The sequence below is a fragment of the Mesorhizobium norvegicum genome (assembly GCF_004919685.1).
GTDB lineage: Bacteria > Pseudomonadota > Alphaproteobacteria > Rhizobiales > Rhizobiaceae > Mesorhizobium > Mesorhizobium norvegicum.
Genome location: NZ_SMYZ01000031.1, coordinates 37,024 through 56,840, shown reverse-complemented (window position 1 = coordinate 56,840; position 19,817 = coordinate 37,024). Strand labels below are relative to the sequence as shown.

Below are 19,817 nucleotides of genomic sequence, written 5' to 3'. Positions count from 1 at the left end.
AGACAAAGATCAGTCGCCATGTGGCGTGCGCTTGTCTGGGTAGTCATATGGCAAAATCTCCCATCATTCTCAATGGCTTCACCATGAACGCCGTCTCCCATGTCGCCTACGGACTTTGGCGTCATCCGGCCGACCAGGCCTATCGCCATGCCGAGCTCGACTATTGGATCGAGCTTGCCAAGGCACTGGAGGACGGCGGCTTCGATTGCCTGTTCATCGCCGATGCGCTGGGCCTGCTAGACGTCTATGGCGGTGGCTACGACGCCTCGCTGGCAAAGGGCGTTCAGTCCCCCGTCAACGATCCGCTGTTGCTGGTCTCGGCCCTTGCCGACGCGACAAGCCGGTTGGGTTTTGGCGTCACTGTTTCGACGACCTACGAAAAGCCGTATCTGCTGGCGCGCAAATTCACCACGCTCGATCATCTCACCAAGGGGCGGATCGCCTGGAACGTCGTCACCTCGCAGCTCGACAGCGCGGCACGCAACCTTGGCCTCGACAAGCAGGTGGCGCATGACGAGCGCTACGAGATCGCCGACGAGTTCATGGAGGTCGCCTACAAGCTCTGGCAGGGCTCCTGGGAAGACGGAGCCCTGGTGCGTGACCGCGGCAGTGCCGAGAACTCGGACGGTCTCTACACCGACCCGGCAAAAGTTCATTCGATCGGTCATGCCGGACGCTATTTCAACGTTCCCGGCCCGCATCTTTCGGAGCCCAGTCCGCAAAGGGTGCCGGTGCTGTTCCAGGCGGGCGGCTCGCCGCGCGGCCAGCGCTTTGCCGCCCGTCACGCGGAGGTGGTGTTCATCGCCGGCGCCGACGCCGATGGCATCAGGCGCAATGTCGCTGAGGTGAAGCGGCTTGCCCGCGACGAGGGCAGGGCTCCCGGCAGCATCAAGTTCATCTCCGCGGTCTCGGTGATTACGGATGCGACCGATGCCGCCGCGGCCGCCAAGCTCGCCGACTACAGATCGCACTACGATGTCGAAGGCGCTCTGGTGCACTATTCGGCGACGACGGGCATCGACTTTTCCAAGCATGATCTCGACCAGCCGATCCGCTACACCGAAACCGACTCCAACCGTTCCCTGCTGCGTATGTTCGACGACCCGTCGTCGGGCCGCCAGTGGACCTTGCGCCAGGCGTTTTCGCCGGAGGGCGGTTTCGGCCGCGGCAAGTCCTTCGTCGGCGGCCCCAAGACCGTTTCGGACGAGCTCGAGCAATGGCTGGACGCCACCGACACCGACGGCATCAACCTGACGCATGTGGTCAGCCCAGGCAGCTTCATCGACTTCTCCGCCCATGTCGTTCCCGAACTGCGGCGGCGCGGTCGCATTCGCGAGGATGTCGGTCCCTCGCTGCGGTCCAGGCTCTTCGGACGCGACAGCCGCGTGCCCGCCGATCATCCGGCTGCGCAACACACTTTCTCGCAGGGCCGTCAGCCGGAGGCCCTGGCATCATGACCATCCACGCCACCGTTCAGCATGAACAGCGCAGCGATTTCCAAGGCTGGGCCGAGAAGGCCGAGGAGGTCGTGCGCGAGTTCAAGCGCACCGCTGCCGTGCGCGATCTGGCCGGAGCCGCGCCGCATGCCGAGATCGACCTTTTGCGTCTGGCCGGTCTGCTGACGATCTATATTCCGAAGCGACTTGGCGGCGGCGGCGCGACGCCAGCCGAAGTGCTCAGGATCGTCCGCATCCTGGCCAAGGGTGACACATCGATAGCCCAGATTGCCATCTATCATCTGTTCGGCACAGCCATCGGGCTGGACGGCGACAACAAGATCCTGATCGAAAAACGGCTGGAGGGGTTCCTCTCCAAAGGCTGGTTCCACGCCGGCATCGCGCAGGCCGCCTATGAGCCGCTTGTCGAGGCAAGCCAGGTGGACGGCGGCTTCGTGCTCAATGGCGCCAAGCCTTTCACCAGTGGTGCGCAGGTGGCCGATACGCTGCAGGTCTGGGTGCGCTTTGCCGAGGGCACACGGATTTCCGGCACTGACGCCAGCCGTCATATCGGCCAGTTCATCGTTGCAAATCCGACGCCAGGCCTCAGCTTCGGCAATGACTGGGACAATATCGGCCAGAGGCTGACGGTCAGCGGCAGTGCGGCGCTCGAAAATGTCGCCGCATCCGCCGACGACCTGGTCGGGCATTGGCCTGATGATACGGTTCATCCACCGCATGCCACGCTGCACGTGCCGATCGTCCATGCAGCCTTCGGCGAACTCTATCTCGGTACCGCCCTTGCCGCTCTGGAAGACGCCAGGGATTACATCACCCAGCGCGGCAGGCCATGGCTGTCCTCGCCGGCGAAGAAGGCCTCGGAGGACACGCTGGTCGTCGAGCGTTTTGGCAGGCTTTCGATCGCGCTGGCGTCCGCGCAGGCGCTCGCGGACGCGGCCGGCGAGGCCGTACAGCGCGCCTTCGAGCGCGGCAAGGATCTCACCGCTGAAGAACGCGGCCGCACTGCTGCCATCGCCTACCAGTCGAAGGTGCATTCGACCGAGGTCGCCCTGGAAGTGACATCGCGCATATTCGAGCTGACCGGCGCCCGTTCCACCGCCCGCTCGTTCGGCTTCGATCGCTACTGGCGCAACGTCCGCACCCACAGCCTGCATGATCCCGTCCACTACAAGGTGCTGGAAGTCGGTGACTTCGCGCTCAACGGCCGCGTGCCGCCGCCAACCTACTATTCGTGAGCCGAACCATGACAGATTCCACCGGACAGGCGGTCAAGCCTCTCATCCTCAACGGCTTCGGCATGACCGTGGTCGGCCATGTGTCGGCGGGCCTCTGGCGTCATCCGAGCGACCGCGCCCACACCTACACCAGCCTCGAATACTGGACCTCGCTGGCCAAGCTGCTCGACGACGGTGGCTTCGACGCGCTGTTCCTCGCCGACGCGCTCGGCCACCTCGATGTCTTCCGGGGCACGCCGGATGCGTCGCTGCGCACCGCCGCCCAGTCGCCGGTGAACGACCCGCTGCTGCTGGTGTCGGCAATGGCCGCCGCCACCAAGCATCTCGGCTTCGGCATCACCGTGTCGACCACCTACGAACAGCCTTATCTCCTGGCCCGCAAATTCACCACGCTCGATCATCTGACCAAGGGCCGTGTCGCCTGGAATGTCGTCACCTCGGTCCTGGAGTCCGCGGCAAAGAATCTCGGACTGGAACGCCAGATCGACCATGACGAGCGCTACGATCTCGCGCAGGAATTCCTCGATGTCACCTACAAGCTTTGGGAAGGATCCTGGGAGGACGGGGCGGTCGTGCACGATCGCGAGAGTGGGCTCTACACCGATCCCAGCAAAGTCCATCCGATCGGCCACCACGGCAAATATTTCTCCGTGCCCGGCGCGCATCTTGCGCAGCCCAGTCCGCAGCGCACGCCGCTTCTGTTCCAGGCGGGAACCTCGCCGCGCGGGCGCGAATTCGCCGCCCGCAACGGTGAGGTGGTGTTCCTCGGCGGCACCAGCACGGCATCCATCCGCCGCTCGATCGAGGCGATCCGCACGCGCGCCGTCGAACTCGGACGGGCGCCGGACGCGATAAAGTTCATCACCGCCGTTACCGTCATCACCGGAGCCACGGACGAGGAAGCCGAGGCCAAGCACAAGGACTATCTGTCCTACACCAGTGTCGAAGCCGCACTGGCGCTGTTTTCGGCATGGACCGGCGTCGACTGGTCGCAATATCCGCTCGACCATCCGCTCGAATATATCGAGACCAATGCCGGCCGCTCCGCGCTTGCCAATTTGACACGCATCGATGCCGACCGGCGTTGGACCGTGGCCGGGATCGCCGACTATATCGGGCTCGGCGGCATCCATCCCAAGCTGGTCGGCTCGCCGCAGAGGATCGCCGACGAGCTTGAACGCATCGCTGATGAATCTGGCGTCGACGGCTTCAACCTCGCCTATGTCGTCAGCCCTGGCACGTTCGAGGATTTCATCGAGTTCGTGGTCCCGGAACTGCGGCGGCGGGGCCGCATCCGCGAACGGGGCGCGCCGGGCACCACGATCCGCGAGCGCTTCCAGGGCGAAGGACAGCGCCTGTTGCGCGACGACCATCCAGGAACAGCCGCGCGCGACCGCTCGAGCTGGGGCGACCTCGTCGAGGCGGCCGAGTGAGCCGCATTTCGCCGAAGGCGCGCTGGCGATCCTGAGATCGAAGGGGCTGCTCGCAGCCTGAAACATGTGCGGCCTCTTGTGGCCGCGACAATGGAGCATGACGAGAAGACAATGTCGGACATTCAGATTTATCCGGGCCTCAGCGACGCCGAATTCGAGACCTGGGCCGAGAAGGCCCGCAACGTGGCGCGGCAACTTGCGGCGACGGCGCTCGAACGCGACAGGGCAAACAAGGATCCGGTGGAAGAGCTGGCGCTGCTGCGCGACAGCGGCCTGCTTGGGCTTGCTGCGCCGCGCGAATTTGGCGGCGCCGGCGCAAACCTCGTCCAGGCGCTCAAGATCAGCCGCATCATTGCAGCGGCCGACGGCTCGATCGGGCAACTGATCGCCTACCACTATTCCAACGGCGTCTGGACCTACATTCTCGGCACGCGCCAGCAGTGGGAAAAGACGGCGCGCGGCGTCGGCGCGCAAGGCTGGTTCCAGGGCGGCGTCAGCAACCCACGCGACCAGTGGAACGAGATCGAGTATGTCGGCGGCCGCCGCTTCCTGAACGGCAAGCGCACCTTCGCCACCGGTGCGTCGGTGGCGCAGGTCATCACCGTCAGCCTGTGGGACAACGGCAAACGCGCCCACTATCAGATCCCGCCGACGCGCAAGGGCATCAGCTTCGGCGGTGACTGGGACAATCTCGGCCAGAGGCTGACGGCGAGCGGCAGCGTCACTTTCGACCGTGTCGAAGTCTTCGAGGACGAGCTGCTGAGCGCTCTCGACGACTATGAGGGCGATGTCGAATTGCGCGACGGCCTGCGCGTTCTGTTCAGCCAGCTCATCTTCGTCAATTTCTATCTCGGCATCGCCGAGGGCGCCCTTGCCGCCGCCGCCGACCATGTCCGCCGCTTCGGCCGGCCTTGGCCTGAGTCCGGGCTGGAGCGAGCGATCGACGATCCCTACCATCTGGTTCTGTTCGGCCGGCTCTCCGCCGGCATAGCGGCGGGCATTGCGATCGCCGACAAGGCCGCGGCGCTCTACGAGGCGGCACTGCATGCCGGCCCGTCAATCACTGAGCAGCAATGGGGCGAACTCGCAACGATCATCGACCAGGGCAAGATCGTCGCTAACGACGTCGTGCTCGACGTCACCGCACGCATCTTCGAAGCGACGGGCGCGCGCTCGACGGCCAACAAATATGGCCTCGACATCTATTGGCGCAACGCCCGCACCCATACCGTCCACGATCCGGTCTCCTACCGGGCGCGCGAGGTCGGCACATATCTGCTGGCCGAAACGCTGCCCAGGCCGCGCACCTATGCGCAACCACCCCAGCCGGAAGCACGCAAGCCGGAAGAGCAGGGGCCGGAAGCCGTGCTGACGCGGAAAGCGTCATGATATCGGATGTGCGCCTGCTGACCGGGAAGGCCGAGCTCGCGCAGGCGGCGCGCACCTTCCGCACGGCCATGGTCGGCCTGCCGCCGCTCGGCCCGATCGACGACGCGCTGATCGACAGACTGTTCGAGCCGGATCGCACCTGGGGCGCGTTTGATGGTGAGACGCTCGTTGGCACCACCGACTCCTATTCGGGACGGATCGCGGTTCCCGGCGGCGCCTGGCTGCCGCAGGCCGCCGTCACCCATGTCGGCGTGCTGCCCACCCATACGCGGCGTGGCGCCGCCACGGCGCTATTCAAGGCGCAGCTTCGCGCCGCCCGCGAGCAGGGCGAGGCCGCGGCCACCTTGCGGGCCTCCGATGCGCGCATTTACGGCAATTTCGGCTATGCGATCGCCAACACTTCGGTCAGCTTCGAGGTCGACACCCAGCGCGCGCGTTTGCGGGCAGGGCTGACGTCCAGGGACCAGATTCGCCTGATCGACAGTGACGATGCCTGGGCAATACAGGCGCGCATCTATGCAGGCCAGCCTGCTCCACGCGCAGGCGTCATCACGCGCTCGGCCTATTGGTGGGATTTCCAGGCGTTGCGCCAGACGCACAGCGGCGCGCCGGCCTACGTCGCCGTTCACGGCGAGAAGGGTTCGGAAACCGGGTTCGTGCGCTATCACCCTGTCGGCCTCGACAGCTGGTTCACCAGCTCGGAACGCACCATCGTGGTCGACGACATCGTGGCCTACAGTCCGGCTGCCTATGTCGCGCTGGTCGCGCATCTGCTCGCAGTCGACCTCCCGCATCGCATCGTCTTCTGGAGTCGTCCCGCGGACGATCTGCTGCCATGGCTGTTCGAGGATTTTCGAAGCGTTCGCGTATCGGCGGTGCGCGACGAAACATGGCTGCGGCTCCTGGACGTGGAAAAGGCGCTGACGGCGCGAACCTATGCCGGACGTGACAGCGTCGTTTTGGAAGTCTCCGATGCCATCCTGCCCGAGAACGCGACCCGGTTGCGCCTCTCGGCGGAGGGGGCCGAGCGCACCAATCTGTCCGCCGCCGTGGTGACGGACGTGGCCGCGGTTTCCGCGGCCTATCTCGGCGGCGTGAAGTGGTGGCAGCTAGCGCAGGCCGGTCGCCTCGATGCCTTCGACAGGGCCGCGGTCGAAACGCTCGATACGCTGTTCACGGCGCCGGCCTTGCCGCATTCCGGAACAATGTTTTGACAGGCGGTGCTAATATAAAAAGTAATTTGAAAGCGTATTAGAAAAATAGGTAATTTTATCTCTAAATGATAACTGCTTACTGCAATGGTAGTGCGAAGAATTTATTTGTAAACTGGAGAGAAGTAATGGCAACAAAAGTTGCGCTTAACCTATTTAAAGGCATTGCAGGCGGCCTGATGGCGCTCTCTGTTCTCGGCGCTTCCGCGCAGGCGGAAGATCTGAAGCCTGGAGGAGTCCTGCGGATTGCTTCGATCCAGTCCGACCTCGATGCGTTCGATCCGCTCACCGGGTACAGCATCGATTCCTGGGAAATCCTGCGCGCGACGACGCGTCAGCTGGTGACCTATCCCGGCTCGCCCGCCGGCCTCAAGGAGGACACCACACTCGTACCGGATCTCGCCAAGTCCTGGGACATCAGCGACGACGGCAAGGTCTACACCTTCCATCTGAAGGACGACGTGTTCTTTTCCGGCAGCCTCGAGCGCAAGATCGTCGCCAGCGATTTTGTCTATGGCGTCAAACGCTTCTGTGATCCCAACAAGCAGGTCGCCGCCATCAACTACTTCAACCTCGTGATCTCCGGCTTCGTCGACTATTGCAAGGAATTCGCGAAAGTGCCGACTGGCGACCTCGCGGCGACCAAGGCTTTCACCGACACGCATGAGATTGCCGGCGTCTCGGCGCCCGACGATCACACGCTGGTCATCAAGTCGGACACCAAGAACTACGACTTCCTCAACATCCTTTCGATGAACTTCGTGTCGCCGGTGGCGCCGGAGATCGCGTCCAAATATTTCCCCGACTCGCTGGAGTCGCGCAAGAACCTGCCATCCAGCGGTCCGTACTATGTCGACACCTACGAGCAGGGCCAGAAGCTGGTCCTGAAGAAGGCAAAGAATTTCAAGCCGGAGTCCGACCAGGCGCGCAAGGCCTATGCCGACGAGATCGACGTCGATTTCACCGCCAACAGCGAGGACAGCGTCGTCCAGAAGATCATCGCCGGCGAGGCTGATCTGTCGCTCTATCTCGACATCCCGCCCATCCCGACGATCCAGCGCTTCCTGTCGCAGAAGAGCCCCAACATCCATGTGACGAACAGTGGATCGGCGAACTTCATCACCTTCAATCAGCGGCCTGAGGTCAAGAGCGATGGGGCCGAGGCACTGCGCAAGCTGAAGGTCCGGCAGGCGCTGACCTATGCGGTGAACCGCGAGCATCTGGCGCAGACCCAGGCCGGTTCGATCGGCGCCGTGCCGCTGACCCAGATCATCACCTCGACCATCCTCGGTTACGAGAAGTTCGACCCGTATCCGACCGAGAGCTACAGGGGTGACCCGGCCAGGGCCAAGCAATTGCTTGCCGAGGCGGGCTATCCGAACGGCATTGCCTTCGACGCCATCTATCGCGGCAACGCACAGTTCGAAGCGATTGCGGTGACCGCGAAGGAGGATCTGGAAGCGGCGGGCATAACCCTCAATTTGATCCCGATCCCGCCCACGCAGTGGTACGCCTTCATCCAGGATCCGAAGAGCCGTTGGGATCTTTCCCTGGGCGGCACCTTCTCGCCCGATTGGCAGGGACCGAGCACGCGCATGTTGCTCGGCGGCTGGTTGAACTCGGACGCGGCACCTTGCGGCACCGGCAATGTCCACGCCATCTGCTACAGCAATCCGGAACTCAACAAGCTCGCGGCGCAGGCCTATCCGTCCGACGATCCGGGGCCGATCTGGACCAAGGCCGACAAGCTCGTCTCCGCCGACCTGCCTTGGATCCCGTTGTTCGAGAAGCGCAAGGTCGTGGTCACCTCCGATCGCCTCGCCAACTGGGTGTGGTCATCGCTGGCCGTCAACGCCGACATCACCAACATCGCTCTCAAGCAGTAGCAAGCCGGACCGGCAAAAGGAGGCGCGCGTGCCCATCTTCTCCGTCGCCGATCTGCGCGTCGCATTCGGCGCCGTGGACGTGGTGCACGGCGTCTCGTTCGCCGTCGAGCCCGGCAGGACGCTCGCCATCGTCGGCGAATCGGGCTCGGGCAAGAGCGTGTCGCTGCTCGGCGCCACCGGCCTTCTGCCACCGCAGGCGAGCGTTCGCGGCAGCGTGCTGCACAAGGGCGATGAGATACTGGGCCTCTCCGCCGGCGACCTGCGCCGGCGGAGAGGCGCCGACATCGGCTTCATCTTCCAGGATCCGCTCAGCAACCTTCATCCGCTGAAGACGATCGGCCAGCAGATCGCGGAAGCGATCACCGCGCACCGCAAGGTGGGACGCGGGGAATTGCGGGAGCGCGTTCTCGATCTTTTGGCCGATGTCGGTATTCCCGATCCCTTGGCCCGCGTGAACGATTATCCCAGGCAGTTCTCAGGCGGCATGCGCCAGCGCGTGATGATCGCAGCGGCGATCGCGCTCAATCCCGGCCTGATCATCGCCGATGAGCCGACGACGGCGCTCGACGTGACCGTGCAGGCGTCGATCCTCGATCTGCTGAAGCGAATTCAGCAGGACCACGGCACGGCAATGATCTTCGTCAGCCACGACCTGGCCGTCGTTTCGGACATTGCCGACGATGTCCTGGTGATGCGCGCGGGGCATGTGGTGGAGCAGGCGCCGGCCGAGCTGATCTACAGGGCACCGCGCCAGGCCTACACCAGGGAGCTGCTCGGTGCGGCGCGGCTTGGCGGCCTTGTTGCACGCGCGGCGCGACCGTCGCTACTCCCGGCGCTGCCGTCGATGCCCGATTTGCTCTCCGTCTCGGCAATCGCGCGCTCCTTTGCGGGCCGCTCCGCCGCAGGCGGTCTGATCAGGCCGGTGCTCCAGAATATCTCGTTCACCGTCCGCGAGAACGAGATTGTCGGCCTCGTCGGCGAATCCGGCTCCGGCAAGTCGACGATCGGCCGGCTGATCGCCGGCCTCGACCGGCCGGACGAGGGCAGCATCTCGTTGCGCGAGCGTATCTATTCGCGTCCGGGTCGCGGCGGCGTCGCCATCGACCGGCAATTGAGGTCGGACATACAGGTCATCTTTCAGGATCCCTATGCGAGCCTCAACCCGCGGCGGCGCATCCGGTCCATTCTGGCGGAACCCTTCATCATCGGCACCAAACTGGACGCGGCGGCGATACGCAGGCGCGTCGAAGACTTGGTGCGCGACGTCGAACTTCCCGAAGACGTGCTGGACCGTTTCCCGGCCCAGCTTTCCGGTGGCCAGCGGCAGCGCGTCGCCATAGCGCGCGCCATTGCGCTCGAACCCTCGCTGATCGTCGCCGACGAGCCCGTATCGGCACTGGACATCACGACGCAGGCGAAGATCATCAAACTGCTGCGGACCATTCGCCGGCAGCGAGGCCTGTCGCTGCTGTTCATCTCGCATGATCTGGGTGTCGTGTCGGAACTGTGCGATCGCGTCATTGTGCTGGAGAAGGGCGTCATCGTGGAAGCCGGCGAGACAGCCCGTGTCTTCGGCGCTCCCCGGCATCCCTACACAATCAAGCTGATAGACGCGATCCCGGGCAAGGCTCTGCAGCGCAACCCGGTTCCCGAGCGGATCGCCGCGCATGCCTGAGATGCGTGCCCTGGCGTCCGTCCAGGATCATGTCCTGCTAGGGCATGGCGAGGTCGTGAAATCCTACAGGTCGCTGCTTCTGCGAGCGCTGCTGCGCGAACGGTCCTTTCGCATTGGCGCGCTGATCATAGGCTTCGTCACCGCGCTCAGCCTTCTGTCGCTGAACCGGGGTGCCGACGGCAAGCCGCTCGTGTCGCCTTCGCTGGTGGTCGTCCTGATCATCACCCTGTTTTCCTGGACGTATTTCGCCCGGCTGACGCGTGGCCTTGTGCTCGTCTTGCGCCGCAGCCCGTTGGTCGAAGCCGCGCAGACGATCGGCGCCTCGAAGACCAGGATCATCGTGCGCGAAATCCTGCCCAACATCGCGCCGGTGATCCTGGTCTACTGGGCGGTGCAACTGCCGACCAACATCATCGCCGAAGCGACGCTCTCTTTCCTCGGCGTCGGCGTGCAGGCGCCGCAGCCGAGCTGGGGCAACATGATCGCCGAGGCGCAGCGCTCCTCCCTCTACCAGTTGCAGCCCTGGTTCTTGCTCGGCCCCGGCATCGCGCTGTTTCTGACCGTGGCCGGGTTCAACAAGCTGAGCGCCGGCCTGCGCAACGTCCTCGATCCCCATCGCCGCGGCGGGTGACGCCATGATCCGGCACACAGGCGGGCTGATCTTCCGGGCGCTCTCGACGCTGCTGATCGTGCTGGTGATCGCCTTCTTCATCACCCGCATAGCCTATCGCAATCCGGCCGTGATGCTGGCGCCGCGCAACGCCAGCCAGCAGGCGATCGATGCCATTGCGCACGCGCTGCGGCTCAACGAGCCGTGGTATCTGCAGTTGTGGTACTACCTCTATCGCGGCCCCGACATCCAGGGCGCGCCGATGGGGATCGCGCACTGGCCGCCGGCGCTGGGCTACTCCTTCCGCAAGCAGACCCCGGTGACCGACCTCATCCTGTCCAAGGTGCCGGTGACGCTTTCGCTGGCCCTTGGTGCGGTCGTCATCTGGATGACGCTCTCGATCCTGCTTGGCGTGATTGCCGCGCGCCGGCAGGGCTCCTGGCTGGACAGGCTGATATCGGGCTTCGCCTATGTGAGCCTGTCGGTACCAACGTTCCTCTCCGGCATCCTGATCTCCTACTTCCTGTTCTTCCAGCTCTCCAACTATGGGATCTTCTGGTTTCCGAGCAGCGGTTATGTGCCGCTGACGGAAAATCCGTTCGAATGGGCCCGCCATCTGGCGCTGCCGTGGCTGACGCTGGCGCTTGCCGAGATCGGCATTTTCCAGCAGCTGGTCCGCGCAAGCATGCTCGAGATTCTGGGCGAGGACTACATAAGGACCGCGCGCGCCAAGGGTGTTCCGGAATGGCGGGTCTATTACGATCATGCGTTGAAGGCCGCCCTCAATCCGGTGATCACGCTCGGTGGCCTGGAGCTTGCCGTCATCATGGGCGGGGCGATCGTCACCGAGACGATCTTCGGGCTGGACGGCGTCGGCCGGCTGGCGATCAACTCGGCGCTCGAGGGCGACTTTCCGGTCGTCATCGGGACGACGATCTTCGCCGCGGTATCGTTCGTGCTCTGCACCTTCGCCGTCGATATCATAACCAGATGGCGCGACCCGGCGAGCCAGTCGTGACCGGCCGTCATCAGGCAATTCGCTCTCATTTCAGCACGGATATTGGGAAAAATATCCGCTCTGGCTGACATCGATGAAGCACGTTCCCTTATCATAATCCCCTTTGTCTATAATCTTAGTGCACAAACTCACGCCGCAATTCGCAGGGCAGGTCAGCCGCGTCATTCGGCGGAGCCCCACTATCCCGCGGACCGACATCTCAGGCTCCGCGATCAATCATTCGACAAGGTGAATTCACGATGATCTCCCGCCTCTTGCGAACCATCCTGCTGTCTCTGGCAGTCACGCTCCTGACGCTGACCGGACTAGCGGCACAGGAGGCAGGCGGGACGCTCAATCTGATCGTCCAGCCTGAGCCGCCGACGGTCAATGTCGGCGTCAACCGCCTCGGCCCGACGACCTATGTCGGCAACAAGATCTATGAGAGCCTGCTGACCTATTCGGCCGATCTGAAGCCGCTGCCGCGGCTGGCGCAGAGCTGGTCGATTTCCGATGACGGCCTGGTCTACACCTTCAACCTGCGCCATGACGTCAAATGGCATGACGGCCAGCCCTTCACGGCCAAGGACGTGGTGTTCAGCTTCCAGAAATTTCTGCCCGCACTTCAGGCCCGCTCGCGGCTCAATCTGGCGGAGGTGAAGGACATCGCCACGCCGGACGACTACACTGTGGCGTTCACGCTCAAGGCGCCGTACCCGGCCTTCATCTATGTGCACAACACCGCCGTGCTGCCGGCCCATCTCTATGAAGGGGTGACGGACTTCCGCACTGCCGAGGCAAACAGCAAGTTCATCGGCACCGGTCCGTTCAAATTCGCCGAGTGGAAGAAGGGGTCCTTCATCCACCTTGTCCGCAACCCCGACTATTGGGACGCCGGCAAGCCGCATCTAAACGACATCTTCTTCCACGTCATTCCTGACGCCAACAGCCGCGCCGTCGCCTTCGAAACCGGCCAGGTGGATGTGCTGCGCGCCGGCGACGTCGAGAACTTCGACATCACGCGGTTGGCCGGGCTCGATGGCGTGCAACTGACCGAAGCAGGCTGGGAATTTCTTCAGCCGGTCGGCTACATCCACCTCAACAATCGCCACAAGCCGCTCGACGATGTGCGTGTGCGCCAGGCGATCGCGCATGCGATCGATCGCCAGTTCATCATCGACACGATCTTTGGCGGATTTGGCCACGAGACCAACGGTCCGCTGTCGCGCCTGTCGCGGTTCAAGGACACATCGGTCGAGACGAAATATGAATTCGATCCGGCCAAGGCGAATGCCATCCTCGACGAGGTCGGCCTGAAGCCCGACGGCAACGGCGTGCGCTTCGAACTTCAGTTCGTTCCGCTGCCCTATGGCGAGTTGTGGCAGCGGGAAGCGGAATACATCCGGGAGGCGCTGTCGCCTGTCGGCATCAAGGTCAACATCGTGGCGACCGACGTGCCGGGCTGGTTCAAGCGGCTCACCACCTTCGACTATGACCTTGCCGAGAACTTTGTCTACACCACGCCCGACCCGGCGATCGGCATCAGCTACGCCTACACCACGCTCGAAGGCGACAATGCGGGTACGACCGGCGGCAACGTGCATGGCTATTCCAACCCGGCCGTCGACAAGCTTCTTGCCGACGCCGCGCATGAGAACGATTTCGACAAGCGCAAGACGCTCTATTCGCAAGCCCAGAAGATCATCTCCGCCGACGTGCCGCTCATCTGGACGCACGACATCGTCTTTCCGACGCTCTACCGAGCCAAGGTTCGAAACCTGATCACGACCGGCTTGGGCACCGACGAAAACTTCGCTGACGTCTGGCTGGCGAAATAGGCGCGGGGCTGGGTGAGGATGGATCGTCTTGGCTTTCTGACGGGACGGGCTGCCCGCGCGGTTCTCATTCTGTTTGGGGTGATCGTCCTCAACTTCGTGCTGCTGCGCCTCGCACCCGGAGACGCGGCATCGGTGCTGGCCGGAGACCAGGGCGCGGCCGACCCGGCCTTTGTCGCGGAACTGCGCCACGACCTCGGGCTCGATCGCTCCGTTCCCGAGCAGCTATGGATCTACACCAAATCGCTGGCGCGTCTTGATTTCGGTCAGTCCTACCGGGACCAGCGCCCTGTTCTCGACATCATCGCGGAACGGCTGCCGGCAACACTGCTTCTGACCTTGACGGCATTTGGGTTTGCGCTGGCGGCCGGCATTGCGCTCGGGTCGATCGCCGCCCGGCACGCCGGCAGCCTGCTCGACACCGTGCTGACCGGCATTTCGGTGATGTTCTTTGCCATGCCGCTGTTCTGGACCGGCCTGATGGCGATCCTGCTGTTTTCGGTCTGGCTGAACTGGCTGCCGTCCTACGGCATGCAGAGGGTGGGTGAGGGCGGTTCGGACGTCTCGCTTGTCGCGGATGTCGCCGTTCATCTCATTCTTCCGGCACTGACGCTCGGCTTGTTCTACATGGCCATCTACATGCGCGTGACGCGCGCATCGGTGCTCGACGTGCTTGATCGCGATTTTGTCCGCACCGCCAGGGCCAAGGGCCTGAAACCGGGCCTGATCTGGCGCCAGCATGTTCTGAGGAACGCGCTGCTGCCGATCATCACCTTCGCCTCCTTGCAGGCCGGGCAGCTGATCGGCGGGTCGATCCTGATCGAGACGGTCTTCGCCTGGCCGGGCGTCGGGCGTCTCGCCTTCGATGCCCTCATGCAGCGGGACTACAACCTGCTGCTGGCGATCTTCTTCATCACCTCGGCGATCGTCGTCGTGATCAACCTGGTTGCGGATTTTCTCTACGTCGCCGCCGACCCGCGCATAGAACTGGGGGCTTGAGGCCGTGGCGCTGCTGCGAAGCTCGTTCCTCAGGCATCCGGGCGCCGTTGCCGGCGCGCTGATCCTGATTGCGATCCTGCTGATGGCGATCTTCGCCGGTATTCTCTTTCCAGGCGATCCCTGGCGCATGGTTGCCCGTCCGAACCTGCCGCCCTTCAGTCCGGGTCATCTGTTCGGCACCGATATGCTCGGCCGCGATCTTGCGGCCGGCATCGCCCACGGGGCACAGGTCACGCTGCTGATCGCGCTGGCGGTGACGATGCTCGCCGTTGCCTTTGGCACCGCCATAGGCGCCGTCGCCGGCTATTTCGGCGGCTGGGTCGACGACGTTGCCATGCGGTTCACCGAGTTCTTCCAGACCATCCCGAGCTTCCTGCTCACCGTCGTCATCGTTGCGATCATCGCGCCTTCGCTGACCTCGATCATCCTGGCCATCGCAATCGTCAGCTGGCCGCAGATCGCCCGGCTGGTCCGGGCCGAGGTGCTGAGCCTCGTGAACCAGGACTTCGTGCGGGCGGCACGGGTTGGCGGCCTGTCGAGCGCCCGGATCATCTGGGGGCACATCCTTCCCAACGTGTTGTCACCGGTGATCGTCGCCGCTTCGTTGATGACGGCAACCGTCATCCTGATCGAGTCCGGCATCAGCTTTCTTGGTCTGGGCAATCGCGACTTCGTCTCCTGGGGTTATCTGCTCGGCACCGGCAGGACCGCCTTTCGCGTCAACTGGTGGCTGTCGACCATTCCGGGCCTGGCGATCTTCCTCACCGTGCTGTCCCTGAACCTTGTCGGCGACGGCCTGAACCATTGGCTCAACCCTCGAAACAGCAATCGCGGTGGGCGCGCATGAGTGCCCTGGTCGAGATCGACGGTCTCTCCATCGCCTTGCCGGACCATGCCGATCGGGCATTGGCCGTCGAGGACGTGTCGTTGCGCATCGACCGTGGCGAAGTGCTCTGCCTCGTCGGCGAATCCGGGTCCGGCAAATCGGTACTGGCCGCAGCCATTGCCGGCCTGTTGCCGGCCAAGCAGCTGCGGGTCGCGGCCGGTGCAATCCGTTTCGACGGTCGCGATATTGCCGGAATCAGCGAGGCCTCGTTTCGCCTGCTGCGCGGCAAGCGCATAGGCTTCATCTTCCAGGAGCCGATGAGCGCACTCAATCCGGTGCTGACCATCGGCCGCCAGATCGAGGAAGCGCTCGCCGCGCATGACGGTGGCGACCGCAAGGCGCGCGCAGCGCGCGTGCTGGAGCTGGCGCGGGCAACCAGGCTTCCGGATCCCGAGACGATCATCCACCGCTACCCGCACCAGCTCTCCGGCGGACAGCGGCAGCGGGTGATGATCGCGATGGCGATCTCCAACGATCCGGATCTGCTGATCGCCGATGAACCGACCACCGCGCTCGACGTCACCACCCAGGCGGAAATCCTGCGGCTGATCCTTGAAATTCGCGAAAGGCTCGGCCTCGCGATCCTGTTCATCACTCATGATTTCGGCGTGGTCGCCGATATCGCCGACCGTGTCGTGGTGATGAAGGAGGGCCGGGTGGTTGAGGCCGGCAGAGCGCATGATGTCCTCGACGCGCCGTCGCAGCCTTACACACGCCGCCTGATCGAAGCCGTTCCGGTTCTGCATGCCAGTGCAACGGACGAACAGGACGCAGGGGATCCGTTTCTCGTCGTCCGCGGGCTGACCAAGACCTATCGTGATCGCCGCGCGCCTTGGCGGCGGCAGGCATCCGGCACCAGGGCGCTTGATGGTGTCGATCTGACGATCGGGCGGGGCGAGACGGTTGCCCTGGTCGGTGAATCCGGTTCGGGCAAGACGACGCTCGGCCAATGCGTCGTCGGGCTATCCGACTGGGATGAAGGCAGCCTGCGCTTCGACGGACGCGATCTCGCCGGCACGACACGGGAACGGACTCTACGTCCGCGTATCCAGATGGTGTTTCAGGATCCCTTCGCCTCCCTCAACCCCCGCCATCGTGTCCGCCGCATCCTCACCGAAGCCGCTATTGTCAACGGCCTTTCGTATGAGAGGGCCGAGGAGCGCATGTCCCGACTTCTTGTCCGCGTCGGACTTGACCCCGGCGCCGCCGATCGATTTCCGCATGCTTTTTCGGGAGGCCAAAGGCAGCGCATCGGCCTGGCGCGCGCGCTCATGCTTGAGCCCGATCTGCTTGTCGCCGACGAACCGGTCTCGGCTCTGGATGTTTCGATACAGGCGCAGATTCTCGACCTTCTGGCGGAAATCAAACGCGACCTCGGCCTGTCGATGCTGTTCATCACGCACGATCTTCGTGTCGCCTCGGTGATCGCCGACCGCATCGTCGTCATGCAGAGCGGCAAGATCGTCGAGGACGGACCCGCCGAGCAGGTTCTGACGCGCCCCGGATCCGACTATGCGCGTGCGCTGCTGGCGGCGGTCCCAGGCCTGTCCTGGGAGCGCAGCCGCGAGCAGATCCGGACGGCCGCAGAGTAGAGATCAACGCGTGATACCGGTCACAATCAAAATCTACTAATTTTGTAGATCTAACAAAAAGTCGCTGCTGAACGCCCACGAACGACACGTGAATTTCCTCACCCGCCGCCGAAAGGGATGACGTTTTCTTTGTTTCCATCGCCCGTGGTGCGACGCTTCGATCACCAAACGTGAGGATCGACATGAGCAATTCTGCAGACAAGAGAACGATTCCGGTATTGGATTTTTCTCGCTACGAAGCCGATCCGGATTCTCGCAAAGAATTCATCGAGGGATTACGGCGTGCTGCGCGCGATGTCGGCTTCTTTTACCTGACGGGACATGGCATCGCGCAATCGCTGATCGACGATGTGCTTGGCGCGTCACGGCGTTTCTTTGCCCTGCCGGACAAGGACAAGCTCAAGATCGAGATGGTCAACTCGCCGCATTTCCGCGGCTACAACCGGGTTGGCCAGGAACTGACGAAAGGCCAGAGGGACTGGCGCGAGCAGGTCGATGTCGGCTCGGAGGCGCCGGCGCTGCCGCGCGATGCCGGACTGCCGGCTTGGACGCGCCTGCAGGGGCCGAACCAATGGCCAAGCGCCTTGCCCGAGCTGAAGCCGCTTCTGCTGGAGTGGCAGGATCGCCTCACCGATCTTTCGACGCGCCTGCTGAAAGCCTTCGCCATTGTCCTGGAGCAGGATGAGGACGCCTTCGAAATCATCTATGCCGGGACGCCGAACCACCTCATCAAGATCATTCGCTATCCCGGCCGCGACTCGACCGAAAGCGAGCAAGGCGTCGGCGCCCACAAGGACAGCGGCTTCCTGACGCTACTGCTGCAGGAAAAGCAGAAGGGATTGCAGGTCGAAGCCGCGGACGGCGGCTGGATCGACGCCGAGCCGCGCGCCGGCACCTTTGTCGTCAACATCGGCGAACTCCTGGAAATGGCGACCGACGGCTATCTGAAGGCCACCGTGCACCGGGTCGTGACGCCGCCGGCCGGCACCGACCGGCTGTCGGTCGCCTTCTTCCTCGGCGCTCCGTTCGATGCCGAGATTCCGCTCCTGGATCTGGCGCCGCACCTGAAGGCGCAGGCGAGCGGCGTCACCCGCGATCCGCAGAATCCGCTCTACCGAAATTCCGGGCAGAACGCGCTGAAGAGCCGGCTGCGCTCGCATCCCGACGTCGCGCGGCGCCATCACGCCGATCTGCTGGCCGCCCAGGCCCGCACAGACGCCGTACCCGTCGCTTGACCACGGCAACCATCAGGAAGGAACGACACATGACCCTGGAAAATCTTTCTCCCGAGACCCTCGCCCTTCACGGCGGCTCCTGGCGCGCCGATCCCACCAGCGGCGCCGTTGCGGTGCCCATCTACCAGACCACGTCCTATCAATTCCAGGACACCGATCATGCCGATCGCCTGTTTGCGCTCGATGAGATCGGCCATATCTACACGCGTGTGTCGAACCCGACGCAGGATGCGCTGGAGACGCGCATCGCGGCGCTGGAAGGGGGCGCGGCTGCCCTTCTCCTGTCCTCCGGCCAGGCGGCCTCGGCCTATTCGGTGCTGAACCTTGCCGGCGCCGGCGACAACATCGTCTCCGCCACCGATCTCTACGGCGGCACCTGGGCCCTGTTTGCCGCCACCCTGAAGCATCTGGGTGTGGAGGTGCGGTTCGTCGATCCGTCCGACCCTGAGAATTTCCGCCGTGCCACCGATGCGCGGACACGCGCCTATTACGCGGAATCGCTGCCCAATCCGAAGCTGCATGTCTTCCCGATCAAGGAAGTCGCCGACATCGGCCGATCGCTCGGCGTGCCGTTGATCATCGACAACACCGCCGCACCGCTGATCATCAGGCCGTTCGACCATGGCGCGGCGGTCGTGGTCTATTCGGCGACGAAATACATTGGCGGCCACGGCACGTCGATTGGCGGCATCGTCATCGATGGCGGCAACTTCCCATGGGAAGACCATGCCGAACGCTTCCCGACGCTGAACCAGCCCGATCCAAGCTATCACGGCAAGGTCTGGGTCGAGGCGGCCAAGCCGCTTGGACCGGTTGCCTATGTGCTGCGCATCCGCACCGTGCTTCTGCGCGACGTTGGTGCCGCGATCAGCCCGTTCAATGCCTTCCAGCTGCTGCAGGGCCTGGAGACGCTGCCCTTGCGCATCCGCCAGCACAATGAGAACGCCATCAAGGTGGCGGAGTTTTTGCGCGGTCATCCGAAGGTAAGCAACGTCATCTTCCCGCGTTACCAGGGCGGTGAGAGCAAACGCCGGGCCGATGCCTATTTCCGGCAAGGCAGCTACGGCGCGCTGGTCGGGTTCGAACTCAAGGATGGCCGCGAGGCGGGGCGTTCCTTCATCAACGGGCTGAAGCTGCTCTATCACGTCGCCAACATCGGTGACGCGCGTTCTCTGGCTATCCATCCATCGACCACGACCCACTCGCAGCTTTCGCCCGAAGAGCAGCTCGCGACTGGCGTGACCCCCGGTTATGTCAGGCTCTCCGTCGGCATCGAGCACCCCGACGACATCATCCGCGATCTCGAACAGGCGCTCGATCAGGTCGCCGGCGATCGCGAATTGAAGGCCGCCTGAGGCATTTTTCTGGCGAACAAAT

Annotated in this window: 15 protein-coding genes; all 15 read left to right on the top strand. The window is 63.8% G+C overall.

What is annotated here, in order from left to right; translation table 11 throughout:
- The first annotated feature begins 47 nt into the window (after window positions 1-47).
- The 15 genes from FCU66_RS12430 (at window position 48) to FCU66_RS12360 (ending at window position 19,795) form a co-directional block, all read left to right on the top strand.
- Entirely contained in the window at window positions 48-1,457 is a 1,410-nt protein-coding gene (locus FCU66_RS12430; protein WP_136617306.1) for an LLM class flavin-dependent oxidoreductase, read from the top strand.
- Window positions 1,454-2,692: an acyl-CoA dehydrogenase family protein gene (locus FCU66_RS12425; RefSeq protein ID WP_136617307.1), complete on the top strand. Its 1,239-nt coding sequence runs from the start codon at window positions 1,454-1,456 to the stop codon at window positions 2,690-2,692. The genes FCU66_RS12430 and FCU66_RS12425 overlap by 4 nt, the downstream gene beginning before the upstream one ends.
- An 8-nt stretch (window positions 2,693-2,700) precedes the next feature.
- Window positions 2,701-4,125 (top strand): LLM class flavin-dependent oxidoreductase, encoded by a 1,425-nt coding sequence (locus FCU66_RS12420; protein ID WP_136617308.1) that lies wholly within the window; start codon window positions 2,701-2,703, stop codon window positions 4,123-4,125.
- A gap of 111 nt (window positions 4,126-4,236) precedes the next feature.
- Complete coding sequence (locus FCU66_RS12415; RefSeq protein WP_206077111.1) at window positions 4,237-5,514, top strand: acyl-CoA dehydrogenase family protein; 1,278 nt, start codon at window positions 4,237-4,239, stop codon at window positions 5,512-5,514.
- Entirely contained in the window at window positions 5,511-6,728 is a 1,218-nt protein-coding gene (locus FCU66_RS12410) for a GNAT family N-acetyltransferase (RefSeq protein WP_136617309.1), read from the top strand. The genes FCU66_RS12415 and FCU66_RS12410 overlap by 4 nt, the downstream gene beginning before the upstream one ends.
- 125 nt (window positions 6,729-6,853) lie before the next feature.
- A complete protein-coding gene (locus tag FCU66_RS12405) occupies window positions 6,854-8,611 on the top strand; it encodes an ABC transporter substrate-binding protein (RefSeq protein ID WP_136617310.1) in 1,758 nt (585 codons plus the stop codon).
- A 28-nt stretch (window positions 8,612-8,639) separates the two neighbouring features.
- Window positions 8,640-10,286 carry a dipeptide ABC transporter ATP-binding protein gene (locus FCU66_RS12400; RefSeq protein WP_136617311.1) on the top strand — a complete coding sequence of 549 codons (1,647 nt, stop codon included), beginning with the start codon at window positions 8,640-8,642 and terminating at the stop codon, window positions 10,284-10,286.
- Window positions 10,279-10,917: an ABC transporter permease gene (locus tag FCU66_RS12395; RefSeq protein WP_136617312.1), complete on the top strand. Its 639-nt coding sequence runs from the start codon at window positions 10,279-10,281 to the stop codon at window positions 10,915-10,917. Before FCU66_RS12400 ends, FCU66_RS12395 begins: the two co-directional genes overlap by 8 nt.
- Window positions 10,918-10,921: 4 nt before the next feature.
- Window positions 10,922-11,914, top strand: coding sequence for an ABC transporter permease (locus FCU66_RS12390; RefSeq protein ID WP_136617313.1), 993 nt, complete (start codon window positions 10,922-10,924; stop codon window positions 11,912-11,914).
- 239 nt (window positions 11,915-12,153) lie between these two features.
- Window positions 12,154-13,731: an ABC transporter substrate-binding protein gene (locus FCU66_RS12385; RefSeq protein ID WP_136617314.1), complete on the top strand. Its 1,578-nt coding sequence runs from the start codon at window positions 12,154-12,156 to the stop codon at window positions 13,729-13,731.
- A gap of 18 nt (window positions 13,732-13,749) precedes the next feature.
- The gene (locus FCU66_RS12380; RefSeq protein ID WP_136617315.1) at window positions 13,750-14,727 is read left to right on the top strand and encodes an ABC transporter permease; all 978 of its coding nucleotides are present in this window, start codon (window positions 13,750-13,752) and stop codon (window positions 14,725-14,727) included.
- 4 nt (window positions 14,728-14,731) lie between these two features.
- Complete coding sequence (locus FCU66_RS12375) at window positions 14,732-15,574, top strand: ABC transporter permease (protein WP_206077112.1); 843 nt, start codon at window positions 14,732-14,734, stop codon at window positions 15,572-15,574.
- Complete coding sequence (locus FCU66_RS12370; protein ID WP_136617316.1) at window positions 15,571-17,205, top strand: dipeptide ABC transporter ATP-binding protein; 1,635 nt, start codon at window positions 15,571-15,573, stop codon at window positions 17,203-17,205. The genes FCU66_RS12375 and FCU66_RS12370 overlap by 4 nt, the downstream gene beginning before the upstream one ends.
- A 182-nt stretch (window positions 17,206-17,387) precedes the next feature.
- Window positions 17,388-18,440, top strand: a complete 1,053-nt coding sequence (locus FCU66_RS12365; RefSeq protein WP_136617317.1) for an isopenicillin N synthase family dioxygenase — start codon at window positions 17,388-17,390, stop codon at window positions 18,438-18,440.
- Window positions 18,441-18,469: 29 nt separating this feature from the next.
- On the top strand, window positions 18,470-19,795 hold the full coding sequence (locus tag FCU66_RS12360; RefSeq protein WP_136617318.1) for an O-acetylhomoserine aminocarboxypropyltransferase/cysteine synthase family protein: 1,326 nt from the start codon (window positions 18,470-18,472) through the stop codon (window positions 19,793-19,795).
- Window positions 19,796-19,817 lie beyond the last annotated feature (22 nt).

Bases quoted from the DNA above. Each gene is read 5' to 3' on its own strand.
- FCU66_RS12430 (WP_136617306.1), top strand. From the start codon at position 48: ATGGCAAAATCTCCCATCATTCTCAATGGCTTCACCATGAACGCCGTC.
- FCU66_RS12425 (WP_136617307.1), top strand. From the start codon at position 1,454: ATGACCATCCACGCCACCGTTCAGCATGAACAGCGCAGCGATTTCCAA.
- FCU66_RS12420 (WP_136617308.1), top strand. From the start codon at position 2,701: ATGACAGATTCCACCGGACAGGCGGTCAAGCCTCTCATCCTCAACGGC.
- FCU66_RS12415 (WP_206077111.1), top strand. From the start codon at position 4,237: ATGTCGGACATTCAGATTTATCCGGGCCTCAGCGACGCCGAATTCGAG.
- FCU66_RS12410 (WP_136617309.1), top strand. From the start codon at position 5,511: ATGATATCGGATGTGCGCCTGCTGACCGGGAAGGCCGAGCTCGCGCAG.
- FCU66_RS12405 (WP_136617310.1), top strand. From the start codon at position 6,854: ATGGCAACAAAAGTTGCGCTTAACCTATTTAAAGGCATTGCAGGCGGC.
- FCU66_RS12395 (WP_136617312.1), top strand. From the start codon at position 10,279: ATGCCTGAGATGCGTGCCCTGGCGTCCGTCCAGGATCATGTCCTGCTA.
- FCU66_RS12390 (WP_136617313.1), top strand. From the start codon at position 10,922: ATGATCCGGCACACAGGCGGGCTGATCTTCCGGGCGCTCTCGACGCTG.
- FCU66_RS12385 (WP_136617314.1), top strand. From the start codon at position 12,154: ATGATCTCCCGCCTCTTGCGAACCATCCTGCTGTCTCTGGCAGTCACG.
- FCU66_RS12380 (WP_136617315.1), top strand. From the start codon at position 13,750: ATGGATCGTCTTGGCTTTCTGACGGGACGGGCTGCCCGCGCGGTTCTC.
- FCU66_RS12370 (WP_136617316.1), top strand. From the start codon at position 15,571: ATGAGTGCCCTGGTCGAGATCGACGGTCTCTCCATCGCCTTGCCGGAC.
- FCU66_RS12365 (WP_136617317.1), top strand. From the start codon at position 17,388: ATGAGCAATTCTGCAGACAAGAGAACGATTCCGGTATTGGATTTTTCT.
- FCU66_RS12360 (WP_136617318.1), top strand. From the start codon at position 18,470: ATGACCCTGGAAAATCTTTCTCCCGAGACCCTCGCCCTTCACGGCGGC.